We start from the raw sequence: 17640 nt of genomic DNA on the forward strand, positions 1-17640 counted from the left end.
CTAATCAAGCTCTCCTGACTCCGGCGCGGCCTCCGCGCCGGCTTTTTGTTTGGGGCTCCTCGGCGCGGCCTCCGCGCCGGCTTTTTGTTTGGGGCTCCTGGGCGCGGCTTCCGCGCCGGCTTTTTATTTGCGCTTCGGCGGAGAACTTGCGCTCTTCGGTGCCGGCCAGCCGCCGGTATCGAGGCGGAACAGCCAATCCCGGCGGGCGAAGAGAAAGGCGTACATTATCGCGACCCAGAGGCCGAGCAGCAGGCCGGCGGCCACGTCGCTCGGATAATGGGCGCCGACCACGACGCGCGAGACGCCGATCAACAGCGCCAGTATCAGGAAGAGCGGCCGCAGCTGCGGGGCCAGCATCGCGAAGGCACCGAAGAAGGCGCCAGCCGCCGTCGAGTGGCCCGAGGGGAAACTCTCGAAGGCGCCGCTGCCGGTGAACGGGGTCAGACTGTAGGCGCCGTATTCGGCGAAGAGCTCGGGGCGGGCGCGGCCGATCAGCAATTTCAGTCCGTGAACCAGCACGCTTGCCGTGCCGATCGTCAGCAGGAAATAGGCCGAGAGGTTGCGTGCGGTTCGCGCCTTCTGCCGTACCGTGTCGCGCCTCGATGATCGCCGGACGACGAAGGCGATCAGGAGCAGGGTCGCCGACGTATAGAGCATCCAGGCGAAGGTGCCGAAGTCGGTGATCGTCCGGTTGAAGCCGACGATCTCGTCCGGCAGGCCCCGCGCCCATTCCGACACGTGCGGATCGAAGGGAACGAGCGCCACGACGAGAACGATCGTCGTCAGCAGGATCCAGCCCGTGGAGGCAAGCGGTTGGTTCATATCGGTCTTTCCTGTCGTTTCCCTGCATGTGAAAACGAACGAGGAAAAATCAAGAGAATCCAAACAAAAACACCTCCGGACGTGTGTCCGGAGGTGCCTGTTCATTTCCGTAGAAAGCAGCCTCGGCCGATCAGGCCGAGAGCGCCTTGAACTCGGCCAGGATGGCGTCGCCCATCTCGACGGTGCCGACCTGGCGGCAACCTTCCGCCATGATGTCGCCGGTGCGGATGCCCTTGTCGAGCACGTTGGCGATCGCCTTCTCGAGGTTGTCGGCTTCCTTCACGAGGTTGAAGGAGTAACGCAGGCACATGGCGAAGGAAGCGATCATCGCGATCGGGTTGGCGATGCCCCTGCCGGCAATGTCCGGCGCCGAGCCATGCACCGGCTCGTAGAGCGCCTTTCGCTTGCCGGTCTTGGCGTCCGGTGCGCCGAGCGAAGCCGAAGGCAGCATGCCGAGCGAGCCGGTCAGCATCGCGGCGACGTCGGAGAGCATGTCGCCGAACAGGTTGTCGGTGACGATCACGTCGAACTGCTTCGGCTGGCGGACGAGCTGCATGCCGCCGGCGTCGGCCAGCATGTGCTCGAGCTGCACGTCCGAATATTTCGCCTTGTGCGTCTCGGTAACCACCTGGTTCCAGAGCACGCCCGACTTCATGACGTTGCGCTTTTCCATCGAGCAGACGCGGTTCTTGCGGGTGCGCGCCAGTTCGAAGGCGACGCCGGCGATGCGCTCGATCTCGTAGGTGTCGTAGACCTGGGTGTCGATGCCGCGCTTCTGCCCGTTGCCAAGGTCGATGATCTCCTTCGGCTCGCCGAAATAGACGCCGCCGGTCAGCTCGCGGACGATCAGGATGTCGAGGCCCTCGACGAGTTCGGGCTTCAGCGACGAGGCGTTGGCAAGCGCCGGGTAGCAGATTGCGGGCCGCAGGTTGGCGAAGAGTTCGAGGTCCTTGCGAAGCCGCAGCAGGCCCGCCTCCGGCCGCACCTCATAGGGAACCGCATCCCATTTCGGTCCGCCGACGGCGCCGAAGAGCACGGCATCGGCGGCCAGCGCCTTCGCCATGTCGTCTTCCGAGATCGCCACGCCATGGGCGTCATAGGCGGAACCACCCACAAGCCCCTCGTCCGTCACGAAGCCGCCGCCCTGTTCGGCATTCATGTAAGCGATGATTTTGCGGACTTCCGCCATGGCTTCCGGGCCGATGCCGTCGCCGGGCAGAAGGAAGAGATTGCGCACAGTCATGGATAGTCCTTCTCGAGGGGGAAACTGGGCGGCGTTCTAGCGCAACTTGGTATCCAGGGAAATCGCGTCGGCGAAAGATTATGCGCGCCTTACCGGTTCCCTCGGAAACTGACCCCGCTCGCCGGAACGCGAGAAAATGATAGGATGGACCGATCACCGGTTCGCCTACGGTGAGGAAAACCCATGCGCAGGTTCATCCGGGCTGTCGCAGAGCTGGTTCGGGCCACGATGGACATCCTTACCTTCCGCAAGCCTTCGCATCGACACTGACGCCGCAGAGGCAAGCAGGTCAAGATGAGGGCGCGCCGGCCAGCCGGCCGGATCCGCAGCCACTGCCGTTTCCGCTTGACGGAACCGGCGCCGGGCGCTCGAATGGCCGAATTTCAACCGGGGTCCTCAGGATGTCCGAGACGCTTCTTGTCGGTGCCTTTTTCGCAGCGCTGTCCTATACGCTGATCCCCGGCCCCGCCTTTCTGGCGCTTCTCGGCATCGGCGCCGGCCAGGGGCGAAAGGCCGGCGCGCTGTTCATGGGCGGCCATCTCGCCGGCGATATCCTCTGGTCGACGCTGGCGCTCGTCGCCATCGTCGGTGCCCGGTCGATCGGAACGGCGATCTTCGACATCCTCGGCCTCTTCTGCGGCGCCTATCTCGCCTGGATCGGCTGGACGGCGCTCGGGGCCCGCCCGAAAGGCGAGAATAGAGCGCTGATGACGGTCGAGCGGCCGCTTCGACGCGGGCTGATCTTCGGGCTCACCAATCCCAAAGGCTACCCGGTGGCGCTGGCGACCTTCACGGCGCTGCTCGCCGGTTCCGCCAACGCGCTGGAATTCAATGCGCTGCCGATGCTGCTCGCCGTGTCGCTGATCGGCTTCCTGCTCGCCGACGTGCTCCTGATCGCCATCATCGGCGCCTCGGTCGTACGCCGCTTCTATCGCCGCCATGAGCTCACCATCGTACGGCTGTCGGGGCTGCTCTTCATCGGCTTTGCGGCGCAGGCGATCTGGCACGCGGCGCCCGGACTTTTCGGCATGCGCAAGCCTTGACGGCCTTGCTTTCATCAACCACTTCAAACATCTCGTCCGGCTCGACGATCCGCGTGCCGGGTCCGCATGCAAAGGAGTTCTCATGATCGTCGACGCTACGCTCAATCCTGCCTTGGTGAATTGGACCGGCCATGAGGGCCTGCCTCGCTTCGAGGCGATGAACGACGAGGACTTCGCCCCCGCCTTCGAGGCCGTCTTCGCTAGCCACGAGGCGGAGATCGATGCGATCGCCAACAACCCCGAGCCGCCGAGCTTCGAGAACACCGTCGTCGCGCTGGAAATTGCCGGAGACGAGCTATCGCGGGTTTCGGCGCTGTTCTGGACCAAGGCGGGCGCCCACACGAACGAGACGATCCAGGCACTTGAACGCGACATCGCGCCGAAGATGTCGCGCCATTACTCCAGGATCGGCACGAACCCGGCCCTGTTCAGCCGCATCGACGCGTTGTGGGAGAAGCGGGAAGCGCTCCGCCTGGATCTCGAGGCGACGCGCGTTCTCGAACGGCACTGGAAGGGTTTCGTCAAGTCCGGCGCCCAGCTCGAAAAGGCGGAGCAGGACCGGCTTGCGGCGATCAACGAGACACTCGCCGGGCTCGGGGCGAAATTCGGCCAGAACGTGCTGGCCGACGAGAAGAACTGGGTGCTGCTGCTGTCGAGCGAAGAAGATTTGGCAGGGCTTCCGGATTTCCTGAAGGACGCCATGGCGGCTGCGGCGCGCGAGCGCGGCGAGGACGGCAGATACGCCGTCACACTGTCGCGCTCGATCATCGAGCCATTCCTGACATTTTCCGAAAACCGGGAACTGCGCGAACAGGCGTTCAGAGCCTGGACGGCGCGCGGCGCAAACGGCGGCGAGACCGACAATCGCGGCATCATCGCCGAGACGCTTTCGCTTCGGGCGGAGAAGGCAAAACTGCTCGGCTACGAGAACTACGCGGCGCTGAAGCTCGACGACACGATGGCGAAGACGCCGGAAGCGGTGAACGGGCTGTTGATGCAGGTCTGGGAAAAGGCGGTCGCGCGCGCTCGCGAGGAGGAGGCGGATCTCGCCAATCTGATTGCTGCCGAGGGCCGCAACCACGAGGTCATGCCCTGGGACTGGCGCCACTATGCGGAAAAGCTCCGGGCCGAAAAGTTCAGCTTCTCGGAAAGCGAGCTGAAGCCCTATCTGCAGCTCGAAAGGATCGTCGATGCCTGCTTCGACGTCGCGGGCCGGCTCTTCGGGATCACGGCGACGGAGAGGAAGGGCATCGCCGCCTACCATCCGGATGTCCGGGTCTTCGAGATCCGAGACGCTTCGGGCAAGCTCGTGGCGCTCTTCCTCGGCGACTATTTCGCCCGCTCGTCGAAGCGCTCCGGCGCCTGGATGAGCTCCTTCCAGTCGCAGCATAAATTGCGACTGAAGAACGGCGCGGTTGGTGAAATCCCGATCGTCTACAATGTCTGCAATTTCGCAAAGCCCGCGGACGGCAAGCCCGCCCTGCTCTCGATCGACGACGCCCGCACCCTCTTCCACGAGTTCGGCCATGCCCTGCACGGCATGCTGTCGAACGTCACCTATCCGTCGGTCTCCGGTACCGGCGTTTCGCGCGATTTCGTCGAACTGCCATCGCAGCTCTACGAACACTGGCTGACGGTGCCGCAGATCCTCAGGCAATACGCCGTGCATTACCGGACCGGCGAACCCATGCCGCAGGCGCTGCTCGACAAGGTGCTCGCGGCCAGAACCTTCAATTGCGGCTTCGCCACCGTCGAATTCACCTCCTCGGCGCTTGTCGACATGGCCTATCATACGGCAGAGAACGCCGGCGATCCGATGGCGCTGGAAGCCGCGACGCTCGAGAAGATCGGCCTGCCGAAATCGATCGTCATGCGCCATCGCAGCCCGCATTTCCTGCACGTCTTCTCGGGCGACGGCTATTCGGCCGGCTATTATTCCTATATGTGGTCGGAGGTGCTCGACGCCGACGCCTTCGCCGCCTTCGAGGAGACCGGCGATCCCTTCGATCCGACAATGGCGGAGAAGCTCAAGGGCCATATCTATTCGGTCGGCGGGGCGATCGACCCGGAGGACGCCTACAAGGCCTTCCGCGGCAAGCTGCCGAGCCCGGAAGCGATGCTCCAGAAGAAGGGGCTGGCGGCGTAGCGGGCCTTTCGGGTTTTTCCCGTTCGCCCCTCAGCCCCTCATCCGCCTGCCGGCACCTTCTCCCCGCAGGCGGGGCGAAGGGGTATGCCGCGCCGCCTAAGTCCCCTCTCCCCGCAAGCGGGGAGAGGGCTAGGGTGAGGGGCGTCACTCTATGCCTGATAAACCAAGGTCTGTCGGATTAGCCCCCCTGCTCTACCCCCAGCACCGCCAGCAGATTGCGCATCCGGGCTGCCGCCAGTTCCGGCTTGTCGAGCACATTTGCCTGGTCGGCGAGGCGGAAGACGTCCGCGTAGTGCAGCAGCCCGCGGGCGGACTGCAGGCCGGCCGGCAGCGTGAAATGGCGCTGGTGGCCGTTCAGCCAGGCAAGAAACACGACACCGGCCTTGTAATATTGCGTCGGCGCCTCGAAGATCTTGCGTGACAGCGGCACGGTCGGCTCGATGACGCCGCGGAAAGTGGCGAGATCGCCGCTCGCCAGCGCGGCGAGCGCCTTCGAGGCCGAGGGCGCGACGGCGTCGAAGATGCCGAGCAGCGCGTGGCTGTATTTCGCGCCGTCGCCCTCGATCAGTTCCGCATAGTTGAAGTCGTCGCCGGTGAAGCAGAGCACGCCTTCCGGAAGGCCCTTGCGCAGCGCCACTTCCTTGGCGTTGTCGAGCAGCGAGATCTTGATGCCTTCGACCTTGGCACTGTTCTCGTCGATGATCGACAGCACCGTTTCCAGTGCCTCCTCGAAATTCTCCGATCCCCAATAGCCTTTCAGTTGCGGGTCGAACATGTCGCCGAGCCAGTGCAGCACGACCTTGTCCTTCGCCTGACGCAGGATATGGCCGTAGACGCGCCGGTAGTCGTCGGCGGATTGCGCCACGCGGGCGAGTGCCCGGCTCGCCATCATGATCGCGCGGCCGCCCTCGCCCTCGACGAAGCCGATCTGCTCCTCATAGGCGGCGATGACGTCCTCGATCGACCGGGCTTCCGCGGGAGGGAGATGGTCGGTACCGGCGCCGCAGGCGAGATCCGCACCGGGGACGCTCCGCGCCTCGACGAGCGACCGGCGGATCAATTCCTGCGCGGCCGGCCAGGCAAGGCCCATGCCGCGCTGCGCGGTATCCATCGCCTCGGCGATCTTGAATCCCAAGCCCCATAGGTGATGGCGAAAGGCCATCGTTGCCTCCCAGTCGATCGCCGGATTGTCCCAGGGATCGGCGTCGCGAAGCGGATCGGAAACGACATGGGCGGCCGCATAGGCGATGCGGTTGAAGGTGGGCACCGCAGCAGGCCGGGCGATCGGCGTCCCCCGGAGCCGGTATTCTTCGAGCAAGCCGTCTTGGCGCAGCAGCATCAGGCTGGTCATCGGTGTGCGTCCTCCTCAGGTTTGTCGCATCGAATAATTTAGATCGTTCCAAATTTCAAGGCCGAAATTTCTCTCGCGCTGATCCGCCCAGACGCTTCCATGCTCCTCGAATCGCCCCGGTTGTTCCATGCTGAAGTGGGACGCGGGCTTTCTGTGAGGGGCAAGCACTGATAATTCACGCAATTTTCAATCAGGATTCTCGCTAGTCCGAATCTCCGCAGGGCCATCAAAAAGTGGACAAAAGCCTCTTGACGAAATTGGAACGTTCCAATTATTAAGGATGCAGAATTCAACGCGGAGGGAGGAGATCGATGGCGAAGGAGCGGGTGACAGTCGTCGACATAGCGCGCGCCGCCGGCGTGTCGAAGTCGACCGTGTCGCTCGTCCTGCAGGGGAGTGCGCTGGTCAACGAGGCAACGCGTGCCAAGGTGAATACTGCTATCCGCGAGCTTGGCTATGTCTACAATCGCAGCGCCGCCAATCTGCGCCAGGCGCGGTCGAAGATCATCGGCATCGTCGTCAACGACCTGACGAACAGCTTCTTCGCGGAGCTCGCGGTCGGCGTCGATGCGGTGGTGCAGTCGGCCGGCTTCGTCCAGTTCCTGGCCAATACCGGTGAAAAGAGCGAGCGCCAGCGGGAGGTCATCGCCTCGATGCGCGAGCATGGGGTTTCGGGCCTGATCATCTCGCCGGCGCGCGGCACGGAAGCCGCCGATCTCGCGCCGCTCGTCGCCAGCGGCATTCCGGTCGTGCTCGTCGTGCGTGACATCGCGGAAGCCGGCGTCTCGTCGCTGACCTCCGACAATCATGCCGGCGCCATGGCCGCCGTCCGTCACCTGATCGAGCGTGGCCATCGGCGCATCGCCTTCCTCGGCGGCTTCCCGGACACTGCCGTCTTCGAGGCGCGCATGCGCGGCTATCGCGATGCGCTTCGCGAGGCGGGAATGCCGGCCCTTGACGAACTGGTCATCGGCTCGGCGCCGTCGCGGGCCGGCGGCGTGACGGCGGTCGAGCAGGCGATGATGCTCAAGGAACGGCCGACCGCCGCACTTTGCTTCAACGACGCGGTTGCCTTCGGGGTTTGCGACGGGCTCAGGGCGCGGCGGCTCGAGCCGGGCGCGGATTTCGCGGTGATCGGCTTCGACGATGTGATCGAGGCAAAGACCGCGGTGCCGGCGCTGACCACGGTGTCCGTCGACCCGCAGGGCATGGGCGAGCGCGCGGCGGACTTGCTCCTGAGGCAGATCACGGCCGGGCGCGCCGAGGCCGAATCCATCATCAGTCCGGTGCGGCTCGTCGTCCGCCAGAGCTGCGGCGGCACCGTCGAGCGCAGAGTGAAGGAGATTTCGTCATGATCCGATGGGGATTGATCGGCGCCAGCACGATCGCGCGCGAATGGGTGATCGGCGCCATCCGCGCCGCCGGCGGGGAAGTCGTTTCGGTGATGAGCTCGAGCCCTGAGCGCGGCCAGGCCTATGCTGCGGAAAACGGCATCGCCAAGTCCGTCAGCAGCCTCCATGAGCTCGTCGGCGATGCCGACGTCGATGCGGTCTATATCTCGACGACCAATGAGCTTCATCACGCCCAGGCACTCGCGGCGATTCACGCAGGCAAGCACGTGCTCTGCGAGAAGCCGCTGGCGATGAACTTGAATGACGGCTGCGAGATGGTGTTGAAGGCATGCGAGGCCGGCGTCGTGCTCGGCACGAACCATCATCTGCGCAATGCCGCCACGCACCGGGCCATGCGGGACGCCATCGCCGCGGGCCGGATCGGCCGGCCGATCGCGGCACGCGTCTTCCACGCCGTCTACCTGCCGCCGCACCTGCAGGGTTGGCGGCTCGAAAGGCCGGATGCCGGCGGCGGCGTCATCCTCGACATCACCGTCCACGACGCGGACACGCTGCGCTTCATCCTCGACGACGATCCGATCGAGGCGGTGGCGATCAGCCACGCCGCCGGCATGGGCAAGGAGGGGCTCGAGGACGGCGTCATGGGGGTCTTACGCTTCCGCTCCGGCGTGATCGCCCAGTTCCATGACGCCTTTACGACGAAATATGCCGAGACGGGGCTCGAAGTGCATGGCACGGACGGTTCGCTGATCGGCCGCAATGTCATGACCCAACGCCCGGTCGGCACGGTGACCTTGCGCAACGAAGAGGGCGAAATCGAACTGCCGCTCGACCACCGCAATCTCTACGAGACAGCGCTCCTCGCCTTCCATGCGGCCATCGAAGGAAACGGCCGGCCCTCCGCGACGGGAGAGGACGGCGTCTGGTCGCTCGCCACCGGCCTTGCCGTCGTCAAGGCGGCGGCTACAGGCGTCGCCGCGCAGATCGAAACGGGACTTTGACCGGATGTCGATGAGCAAGCATATTTCCCCGGCCGAAGCGGCTGCCCTGATACCGGACGGCGCAATCGTTTCGGTCTCCTCCTCCAGCGGACTCGGCTGCCCCGATCTGATGCTGAAGGCGATCGGCGAGCGCTTCGCCGCGACAGGCCATCCCCGCGACCTGACGACGTTGCACCCGATCGCCGCCGGCGACATGAGCGGCATCAAGGGCGTCGACTACATCGCAAAAAAAGGCCTCCTGAAGAAGATCATCGGCGGCTCCTACCCTTCCGGTCCGTCGAGCGCCGAGCCGCCGCTGATCTGGCAGATGATCGGCGCGAATGAAGTGGCAGCTTACAACATTCCTTCCGGCATTCTCTTCGACATGCATCGCGAGGCGGCGGCGAAACGCCCGGGCGTGATGACCAAGGTCGGCCTCGACACCTTCGTCGACCCGTCGCGCGAGGGCTGCGCCATGAACGCTTCCGCTGCCGCGGAGCCGGTGGTCAAGAAGATCTCCTTCGAGGGCGAGGACTGGCTCTATTTCAAGGCGATCGCGCCTGAGGTGGCAATCATCCGCGCCACCACGTCGGACGAGCGCGGCAATCTCACCTATGAGCACGAGGGCGCCTATCTCGGCGGGCTCGACCAGGCGCTCGCCGCCCGCAACAATGGCGGCATCGTCATCGCGCAAGTGAAGCGCATCGCCAAGGAAGGTTCGTTCAAACCGCACGATGTGCGCGTGCCCGGTGTGCTCGTCGACTACGTCGTCGTCGATTCGGAACAGAAGCAGACGACGCAGACGCTCTACGATCCGGCGATCTCCGGCGAGATCTTCCGGCCGCTCGACAGTTTCCGCGTCCCGGAGTTCAACATCCAGAAGGTGATCGCACGCCGGGTCGCGCAGGAGCTGGAGGCCGGAAGCGCCGTCAATCTCGGCTTCGGCATCTCCGCCAACGTGCCGCGCATCTTGCTTGAAGAGGGGCTGCATGGCGCCGTCACCTGGGTGATCGAACAGGGCGCGGTCGGCGGCGTGCCGCTCTTGGATTTCGCCTTCGGCTGCGCGTCGAACGCCGATGCCTTCATGCCGTCGCCCTACCAGTTCACCTATTTCCAGGGGGCCGGCTTCGATGCGTCGCTGCTCTCCTTCCTGGAGATCGACCGCACCGGTTCGGTCAATGTCTCGAAGCTCAGCTTCCGCCCGCATGTGACGGCCGGCGCCGGCGGCTTCGTCGACATCACGGCGCGGGCGAAGAAGATCGTGTTCTCCGGCATGTTCAATGCCGGCGCGAAACTTGGCGTCGCCGGTGGCAGGCTGGTGATCGAGAAGGAAGGCAAGCTCAGGAAGCTGGTCAACCAGGTCGAACACGTCACCTTCTCCGGCCGACGCGCGGTCGAGCAGGGCCAGGACATCACCTATGTCACCGAGCGCTGCGTGATGAAGCTGACGCCGGGGGGCATCCTGCTCACCGAAATCGCTCCGGGCGTCGAACTTGAGGCGCATATCCTCGACCAGTCGGAGTTCCCGCTGATCGTTTCCGACAAGCTGAAGGTCATGGACGCGGCGCTGTTCCACGAGGCTCCGCTTGGCCTCGAGCTCCCCGCCAAGCCGCAACGCGAGATCGCGGGAGGCGCAAATGGCTGACGAACGCATCCGGGTCGAGATCGACGGCGCCGTCGCGACGATGACGGTCGCACGGCCGGAAAAGCTCAATGCCTTCGACATCGACATGCTGAAGGCGCTCGCCGCCGCTTGCGATGCGGTCGAGGCGGACCGCGCCGTGCGGGTCGCGATCCTCACCGGCGAGGGCAAGGCCTTTTCCGCCGGCGGTGACATCAAGGCCTGGGGCGGCATGGACCCTGCCGCCTTCGGTCATGACTGGGTGCGCTTCGGCCACCGCGTCTTCGAGCGGCTGGCGACGCTGCGCATGCCGGTGATCGCGGCACTCAACGGCCATGCGCTCGGCGGCGGCCTGGAACTGGCGGCGGCAGCGGATATCCGCATCGCCGAGACGCAGGTGAAAATCGGCCTTCCCGAAACGAGTCTCGGCATGGTGCCGGGCTGGTCCGGCACGCAGCGCCTCGCCTTGCGGTTCGGCGCACAGATCGTCCGCCGCATGGTGCTCGGCGGCGAGATGTTCACGGCAGAGGAGGCGAGGGCCGAAGGGCTGGTCGATGCGGTGGTCGCGACAGGCACGGTGGTGACCGCAGCGCGGGACTATGCCGCCCGGATTGCGGCGCGTGGCCCGGCGGCGCTCGAAATATCGAAACTGATGATCGCCTCGGCAAGCGGCGAGGACAGGGGCGCGGCGGTCGAAGCGTTGGGCTCGATCCTTGTCGCCAAGACCGGCGACCTCAAGGAGGGCGTCGCAGCCTTCAGCGAAAAGCGCGAAGCGCGCTTCAAGGGAGAATGGTGATGACGGTTCTGGTGAGGCCGAAACCGCTCGGCGATTACAAGGTCCGCGAATTCCGAATGCTGATCGACGGCCAATGGGTGGCCGGCGCCGAGCGCCGGACGATCGAGCGGGTGGCGCCGGGTCACGGCGTGGTCGTCAGCCGCTACCAGGCGGCGGCGAAGGCGGATGCCGAGCGCGCCATTGCCGCGGCGCGGCGCGCCTTCGACGATGGCCCCTGGCCGCGCATGACCGCGTCCGAACGTTCGCTGATCCTGCTCCGAGCCGCCGACATGATCGCCGCGCGGGCCGATGAGCTCGCCTTTCTGGACGCGGTCGAATCCGGCAAGCCGATCAGCCAGGCCAAGGGCGAACTGGGGGGTGCCGCCGATATCTGGCGCTATGCGGCCGCACTTGCGCGGGACCTATCCGGCGAGAGTTACAACACGCTCGGCGAGGGCACCCTCGGCGTCGTGCTGCGCGAGGCGATCGGCGTCGTCTCGATCATCACGCCCTGGAACTTTCCCTTCCTGATCGTCAGCCAGAAACTGCCCTTCGCACTCGCTGCCGGCTGCACGACAGTGGTGAAACCCTCGGAACTCACCTCCGCCTCGACGCTCGTCCTTGGCGAGATCCTCGAGGCTGCCGGCGTGCCGGCCGGGGTGGTGAACATCATCGTCGGCACCGGGCCGGAAGCGGGTGCGCCGCTCACCACCCACCCGGATGTCGACATGGTCTCCTTTACCGGCTCGACCGGGGTGGGGCGGCTGACGATGGCGAACGCGGCGCAGACCCTGAAGAAGGTGTCGCTCGAACTCGGCGGCAAGAACCCGCAGATCGTCTTCCCCGACGCCGATCTCGACGCGTTCATCGATGCGGCGGTCTTCGGCGCCTATTTCAATGCCGGCGAATGCTGCAATGCCGGCTCGCGGCTGATCCTGCATCGTGACATCGCCGATGAGGTGACGGCGCGCATCGCCAGCCTCTCGGCCAAGGTCAAGGTCGGCGATCCACTCGATCCCGAGACGCAGGTCGGCGCGATCATCACGCCACAGCATCTGGAAAAGATCGCCGGCTATGTAACGGCCGCGGCGAGCGAGGGTGCGGCCGTCAGCCATGGTGGCGCGGCGCTCGATCTCGGCATGGGCCAGTTCATGGCGCCGACGATCCTTTCGGCCGTCAAGCCGGACATGGCAGTGGCACGCGAGGAGGTGTTCGGCCCGGTCCTCTCCGTCCTCACCTTCGAGACGACCGAGGAGGCGATCCGCATCGCCAATTCGATCGACTACGGGCTTTCGGCCGGCGTCTGGAGCCGCGATTTCGATACGTGTCTGACGATCGGGCGGCGCGTGCGCGCCGGCACGATCTGGATGAACACCTTCATGGACGGCGCGTCCGAACTGCCCTTCGGAGGCTACCGCCAGTCGGGGCTTGGCCGCGAACTCGGGCGGCATGCCGTGGAAGACTATACGGAAACCAAAACGCTCAACATGCATATCGGCCGGCGCACCAACTGGTGGATGCCGCGCTGACATCGGGTTCGGGAGGCAAATCGGAGATGGGTTCGTTGGCTCAGTTCGCAGGGACGATCGGAAAGGCGAGGCGGATGCCGTGCCTTCGCCTTGCGATCGCGCGCGAGTCACACAGCGCCATCTCCTGTGGCCACTTCGGCCGGCCGCGCCTTGAAGCGAAGCTCGGGGTCGAGCAGCAATTGGAGTTCGCCGATATCGGTGCTGCCGCCGATGCGGCGCAGCAGGATACGCCCCATGTGCTCGCCGGTTTCGGTCAGATCCTCGTAGATCGTGTCGACCCGCGGCTGGATGGCGCCGAGCAGGGGCGACGTCTGCTTGGCGACGATGTCGTATTCGACGCCGAGGGTAAGCCCGCAGTCGCTCATGCCGGTGATCGTCGCCAAGGCGCAGACCTCGCCGCCGCAAGTGAAGCCGTCCGGCGGATCCTTCTCGGCCCGGCGTCGGCGGATCAGATCGCGAATGGCGCCCGCCGGGCTGTCGAGATCGATGTCGGACAGGATTTCGTAGGCGCAGCCCGCCTCGCGCACCGCCGTCATGAAGCCGTGCAGAATATGGCCGGTGAAGGTGAAACCGGCCGGACCGCCGATCAGCGCCGGCTTGCGCCGCCCCTTGGCGATCAGCCGCCGCGTCGCCTCATAGGCGAAGGTAAAATTGTCGTAGTCGACGAAGGGGTGGGCCGTGGCAAGTTCGGTGCGGCCATGGGTGACGAAGGGAAAGCCGGTCTCCGCAAGCAGCTTGACGCGGGGGTCGAGCGGCTCGGTGCGCGAGAAGATCAGCCCGTCGGCCATGCCGTTGCGGTTGATGTAGTTGACCGCATCGATACTCGCGGAATCGAGGAAGTTCGGCATGACGATCAGGTGGTAGGCGGTGCCTTGCAGCGCCCTGGCGATGCCGGCCATGACGGAGGTCCCATAGCCCAGGATCTCTTCGTGAGGCTCGAGCAGCACGGCAATGACATTGGTGCGCCCCGTCTTCAAGCGCTGCGCTGCGCGATCCGGCGAGTAGCCGATCTGGAGCGCCACCTCGCGCACCCGATGGCGCGTCTCGAGCGAGATCTGCGGAGCGTCGGCAAGCGCCCGAGACACCGTGGTCACGGCCAGCCCGGTGATATCGGCAATGGTGCGCAGGGTCGGCTTGCCGCGTCTTTGTGCGGCACTTTCCGGGCGGACGGGTTTCGACGGATCGGCCAAACGGATGCTTTCCTGCAAGCGGTCAAGAGCGGCATTTGTAACGTGACGCGAACCAATAGGCAATCGTATCATGCAAACGTTTTAAATCGCCGCAATGACGGACATTTGCTGCATCGCAGCATCTCTATGATGCCGTATAATGCAGCGGATTCAGTCTGTTTTGGGTCGAAAACGGCAGAGGGGCGCGCTCCGCTTGACTTGTGGTGATTTGTAACGTTTTAAATTGAGCGGGTGGCGCATGCCGCAAGCCCAGGCTGCCCCGTGGAGTGGGCGGCAATTAGAAAGGCGGAGGAGATTTCCGCTTCGGCAACTTGCAAACGGGAGGAAAACGATGCGCAAGTTAATGACGACGACGGCTGTTGCAGCACTGATGTTGGCGGCGACGGCCGCGCGCGCAGCAGAGAACGTGGAAGTGCTGCACTGGTGGACGTCCGGTGGCGAGGCGGCGGCACTCGACGTTCTGAAGAAGGATCTGGAAAGCAAGGGCATCACCTGGACCGACATGCCGGTTGCCGGCGGCGGCGGTACGGAGGCGATGACCGTGCTGCGTGCCCGCGTCACCTCCGGAAATGCGCCGACGGCGGTGCAGATGCTCGGCTTCGACATTCTCGACTGGGCCAAGGAAGGCGCGCTCGGCAACCTTGACGAGATCGCCGCCAAGGAGGGCTGGGACAAGGTGGTTCCGGCCGCCCTGCAGCAGTTCTCGAAATATGACGGCCACTGGATCGCAGCACCCGTGAACGTCCATTCGACGAACTGGGTCTGGATCAACAAGGCCGCGCTCGACAAGGCCGGCGGCAAGGAGCCGACGACCTGGGAAGAGCTGATCGCGCTGCTCGACAAGTTCAAGGAGCAGGGCATCACGCCGGTCGCCCATGGCGGTCAGGCCTGGCAGGACGCGACGATCTTCGATGCGGTCGTGCTTGCGCTCGGCAACGACTTTTACAAGCAGGCCTTCATCGACCTCGATCCGGCAGCGCTCGGCAGCGACAAGATGAAGGAAGCCTTCGACCGGATGACGAAGCTTCGCTCCTATGTGGACGACAACTTCTCCGGCCGCGACTGGAACCTCGCCTCCGCCATGGTCATCGAGAACAAGGCGGGTCTGCAGTTCATGGGCGACTGGGCCAAGGGTGAGTTCCTGAAGGCGAAGAAGGTGCCCGGCACCGATTTCGTCTGCATCCGCTTCCCGGGAACCCAAGGGTCCGTCACCTTCAACTCCGACCAGTTCGCGATGTTCAAGGTTTCGGATGAAAAGGTCCCGGCGCAGTTGCAGATGGCCTCGGCGATCGAGAGCCCGACCTTCCAGTCGGCCTTCAACGTCGTCAAGGGATCGGTTCCGGCCCGCACCGACGTTCCGGATACCGACTTCGACGCCTGCGGCAAGAAGGGCATCAAGGATCTCGCCGAAGCGAACTCAAAGGGCACGCTCTACGGCTCTATGGCACATGGCCACGCCAACCCGGCGGCCGTCAAGAACGCCATCTACGACGTGGTGACCCGGCAGTTCAACGGCGAGCTGAGCTCGGATGAGGCGGTGAAGGAACTCGTCGCGGCGGTCGAGGCTGCGAAGTAGGGGGCGCGAGGGGAGGGATCGCCCCTCATTCCGCTGCCGCGACCTTCTCCCCGCTCGCGGGGAGAAGGGGCAAGCGGCGAGGTCGGCGTGCCTCTCACCGCCTGAGGGCTGAGCTGTCGCCTAGCCCCCGTGCGGAGAGCGGACGGAGGCGCTGCGGCATATCCCTTCTCCCCGCGAGCGGGGAGAAGGTGCCGGCAGGCGGATGAGGGGCAGCCCCCCGCCAAAAGAAACGATACGGTGGTAACAAACATGGATAGCCGCACCCGGCTGCAGGAGCTTCTGCCGAAGCTCGTGCTCGCGCCCAGCTTTCTCATCGTCCTGGTGTTCGTCTACGGCTTCATCGTCTATACGGGCTTCCTGTCGCTGACGGACAGCAAGATGCTGCCGTCCTACAATTTCGTCGGCCTGACGAACTACGGCCGGCTCTGGGCCCTGCCGCACTGGTGGAGGGCGGTCAGCAACCTGGCGATCTTCGCGACGCTCTACATCGTCATCTGCTCGGTGCTCGGCCTGGGGCTCGCGATCCTGCTCGACCAGAAGATCCGCGCCGAAGGCTTCCTGCGGCCGATCTACCTCTATCCGATGGCGCTTTCCTTCATCGTCACCGGGACCGCCTGGAAGTGGTTCCTCGATCCCGGCATCGGTCTCGAAAACACCATGCATCTGTGGGGCTGGGAGAGCTTCTCCTTCAACTGGATCAAGGACCGCAATTTCGCCATCTACTGCGTCGTCATCGCCGCCGTGTGGCAGTCGACCGGCTTCATCATGGCGATGTTCCTGGCGGGCTTACGCGGCGTCGACAACGAGATCATCAAGGCCGCCCAGATCGACGGGGCGACGACGCCGACCATCTACCGGCGGATCATCATTCCCTTGATGCGGCCGGTCTTCCTGTCCGCCTTCGTGGTGCTCGCCCATCTTGCCATCAAGGCCTACGACCTGATCATCGCTCTGACCGGCGGCGGGCCGGGACAGGCGACGGAGCTTCCGGCGACCTTCATGTATTCCTACACCTTCACCCGCAACCAGATGGCGATCGGCGCCTCGTCGGCGATCATCATGCTCATCATGATCTTCTCGATCATCGTTCCCTATCTCTATTCCGAAATCCGGGGAGGAAAACGCTGATGGGCGCTCCCAGTCCCGAGAACGTCATCTCGCACAACCGCCTGACCCGGGCGCTGATCTATGCGGCGCTGATCCTCTTCGCGCTCTATTCGCTGCTGCCGCTCTACGTGATGGCGGTCAACTCGCTGAAGCCGCTCGACGAGATCCGCCAGGGCGGCATGCTCAACCTGCCTGAGACCTGGACCATCGAGCCGTGGCTTTCGGCCTGGTCGACGGCGCAGATCGGCGTGCAGCCGACCGGTCTTCGTCCCTTCTTCATCAATTCGATCCTGATGGTCGTTCCGGCCGTGGCGATCTCGACGATCATCGGCGCGCTGAACGGCTATGTGCTGACCAAGTGGCGCTTCCCGGGGGCCAACATCTTCTTCGGCATGCTGCTCTTGTCCTGCTTCATCCCCTTCCAGATCGTGCTGATCCCGATGGCACGCATCCTCGGCATTCTCGGCCTTGCCGGGTCGATCTGGGGGCTGATCCTCGTCCATGTGGTCTACGGCATCGGCTTTACGACGCTCTATTTCCGCAACTATTACGAGGCCTTCCCGACCGAACTGGTGCGCGCCGCGCAGATCGACGGCGCGAGCTTCTTGCAGATCTTCTGGCGGATCATGCTGCCGTCCTCCGGGCCGATCGTCGTCGTCTCGGTCATCTGGCAGTTCACCAATATCTGGAACGACTTCCTGTTCGGCGCCTCCTTCTCCGGCCCCTATTCGACGCCGATGACGGTGGCGCTCAACAATCTGGTGAGCTCGTCGACGGGGGTCAAGGAATACAACGTCCACTTCGCCGGCGCGATCCTCGCCGCCCTGCCAACGCTCATCGTCTACATCGTATCCGGCCGCTACTTCGTCCGCGGGCTGATGTCCGGCGCCGTGAAAGGATAAGCC

At 64.7% G+C, this 17640-nt stretch carries 14 protein-coding genes; 10 read left to right on the forward strand and 4 right to left on the reverse strand.

The genetic code is table 11. The annotated features are described in order from the left end of the window. Window positions 1–123: 123 nt before the first annotated feature. Together AU381_RS14115 and leuB are read right to left on the reverse strand one after the other, a co-directional pair. Window positions 124–822, reverse strand: coding sequence for a phosphatase PAP2 family protein (locus tag AU381_RS14115; protein ID WP_064242386.1), 699 nt, complete (start codon window positions 820–822; stop codon window positions 124–126). Between the two features lie 130 nt (window positions 823–952). After that, complete coding sequence (gene leuB / locus AU381_RS14120; RefSeq protein WP_064242387.1) at window positions 953–2065, reverse strand: 3-isopropylmalate dehydrogenase; 1113 nt, start codon at window positions 2063–2065, stop codon at window positions 953–955. A gap of 401 nt (window positions 2066–2466) precedes the next feature. Between leuB and AU381_RS14125 the strand changes: the two genes are divergently transcribed. Then, window positions 2467–3108, forward strand: coding sequence for a LysE family translocator (locus AU381_RS14125; RefSeq protein ID WP_064242388.1), 642 nt, complete (start codon window positions 2467–2469; stop codon window positions 3106–3108). An 82-nt stretch (window positions 3109–3190) separates the two neighbouring features. After that, the gene (locus tag AU381_RS14130) at window positions 3191–5254 is read left to right on the forward strand and encodes a M3 family metallopeptidase (protein ID WP_064242389.1); all 2064 of its coding nucleotides are present in this window, start codon (window positions 3191–3193) and stop codon (window positions 5252–5254) included. A 178-nt stretch (window positions 5255–5432) separates the two neighbouring features. Here AU381_RS14130 and AU381_RS14135 read toward each other — a convergent pair whose 3' ends face one another. After that, window positions 5433–6605 (reverse strand): dihydrodipicolinate synthase family protein, encoded by a 1173-nt coding sequence (locus AU381_RS14135; protein ID WP_064242390.1) that lies wholly within the window; start codon window positions 6603–6605, stop codon window positions 5433–5435. Window positions 6606–6916: 311 nt separating this feature from the next. Here AU381_RS14135 and AU381_RS14140 point away from each other — a divergent pair, with 311 nt between their 5' ends. From AU381_RS14140 to AU381_RS14160, 5 genes are read left to right on the forward strand one after another with little or no spacing between them, the layout of a single operon-like run. Then, window positions 6917–7960, forward strand: a complete 1044-nt coding sequence (locus AU381_RS14140) for a LacI family DNA-binding transcriptional regulator (RefSeq protein ID WP_064242391.1) — start codon at window positions 6917–6919, stop codon at window positions 7958–7960. Next, window positions 7957–8958, forward strand: coding sequence for a Gfo/Idh/MocA family protein (locus tag AU381_RS14145; protein ID WP_064242392.1), 1002 nt, complete (start codon window positions 7957–7959; stop codon window positions 8956–8958). Before AU381_RS14140 ends, AU381_RS14145 begins: the two co-directional genes overlap by 4 nt. A 4-nt stretch (window positions 8959–8962) precedes the next feature. Next, window positions 8963–10582, forward strand: coding sequence for an acyl CoA:acetate/3-ketoacid CoA transferase (locus tag AU381_RS14150; protein ID WP_064242393.1), 1620 nt, complete (start codon window positions 8963–8965; stop codon window positions 10580–10582). Continuing rightward, the gene (locus AU381_RS14155) at window positions 10575–11354 is read left to right on the forward strand and encodes an enoyl-CoA hydratase/isomerase family protein (protein ID WP_064242394.1); all 780 of its coding nucleotides are present in this window, start codon (window positions 10575–10577) and stop codon (window positions 11352–11354) included. The genes AU381_RS14150 and AU381_RS14155 overlap by 8 nt, the downstream gene beginning before the upstream one ends. Beyond that, a complete protein-coding gene (locus AU381_RS14160) occupies window positions 11354–12862 on the forward strand; it encodes an aldehyde dehydrogenase family protein (RefSeq protein WP_064242395.1) in 1509 nt (502 codons plus the stop codon). Before AU381_RS14155 ends, AU381_RS14160 begins: the two co-directional genes overlap by 1 nt. Before the next feature lie 107 nt (window positions 12863–12969). Here the strand turns inward: AU381_RS14160 and AU381_RS14165 are convergent, their stop codons facing one another. Continuing rightward, window positions 12970–14052, reverse strand: coding sequence for a LacI family transcriptional regulator (locus AU381_RS14165; protein WP_064242396.1), 1083 nt, complete (start codon window positions 14050–14052; stop codon window positions 12970–12972). 331 nt (window positions 14053–14383) lie between these two features. Between AU381_RS14165 and AU381_RS14170 the strand changes: the two genes are divergently transcribed. The 3 genes from AU381_RS14170 (at window position 14384) to AU381_RS14180 (ending at window position 17637) form a co-directional block, all read left to right on the forward strand. Further along, on the forward strand, window positions 14384–15628 hold the full coding sequence (locus AU381_RS14170; protein ID WP_064242397.1) for an ABC transporter substrate-binding protein: 1245 nt from the start codon (window positions 14384–14386) through the stop codon (window positions 15626–15628). 249 nt (window positions 15629–15877) lie between these two features. Further along, window positions 15878–16756, forward strand: coding sequence for a carbohydrate ABC transporter permease (locus AU381_RS14175; RefSeq protein WP_064242398.1), 879 nt, complete (start codon window positions 15878–15880; stop codon window positions 16754–16756). Then, a complete protein-coding gene (locus tag AU381_RS14180) occupies window positions 16756–17637 on the forward strand; it encodes a carbohydrate ABC transporter permease (protein WP_064242399.1) in 882 nt (293 codons plus the stop codon). The genes AU381_RS14175 and AU381_RS14180 overlap by 1 nt, the downstream gene beginning before the upstream one ends. Window positions 17638–17640 lie beyond the last annotated feature (3 nt).

The organism is Sinorhizobium glycinis, assembly GCF_001651865.1.
In the GTDB taxonomy this organism is placed as follows: domain Bacteria; phylum Pseudomonadota; class Alphaproteobacteria; order Rhizobiales; family Rhizobiaceae; genus Sinorhizobium; species Sinorhizobium glycinis.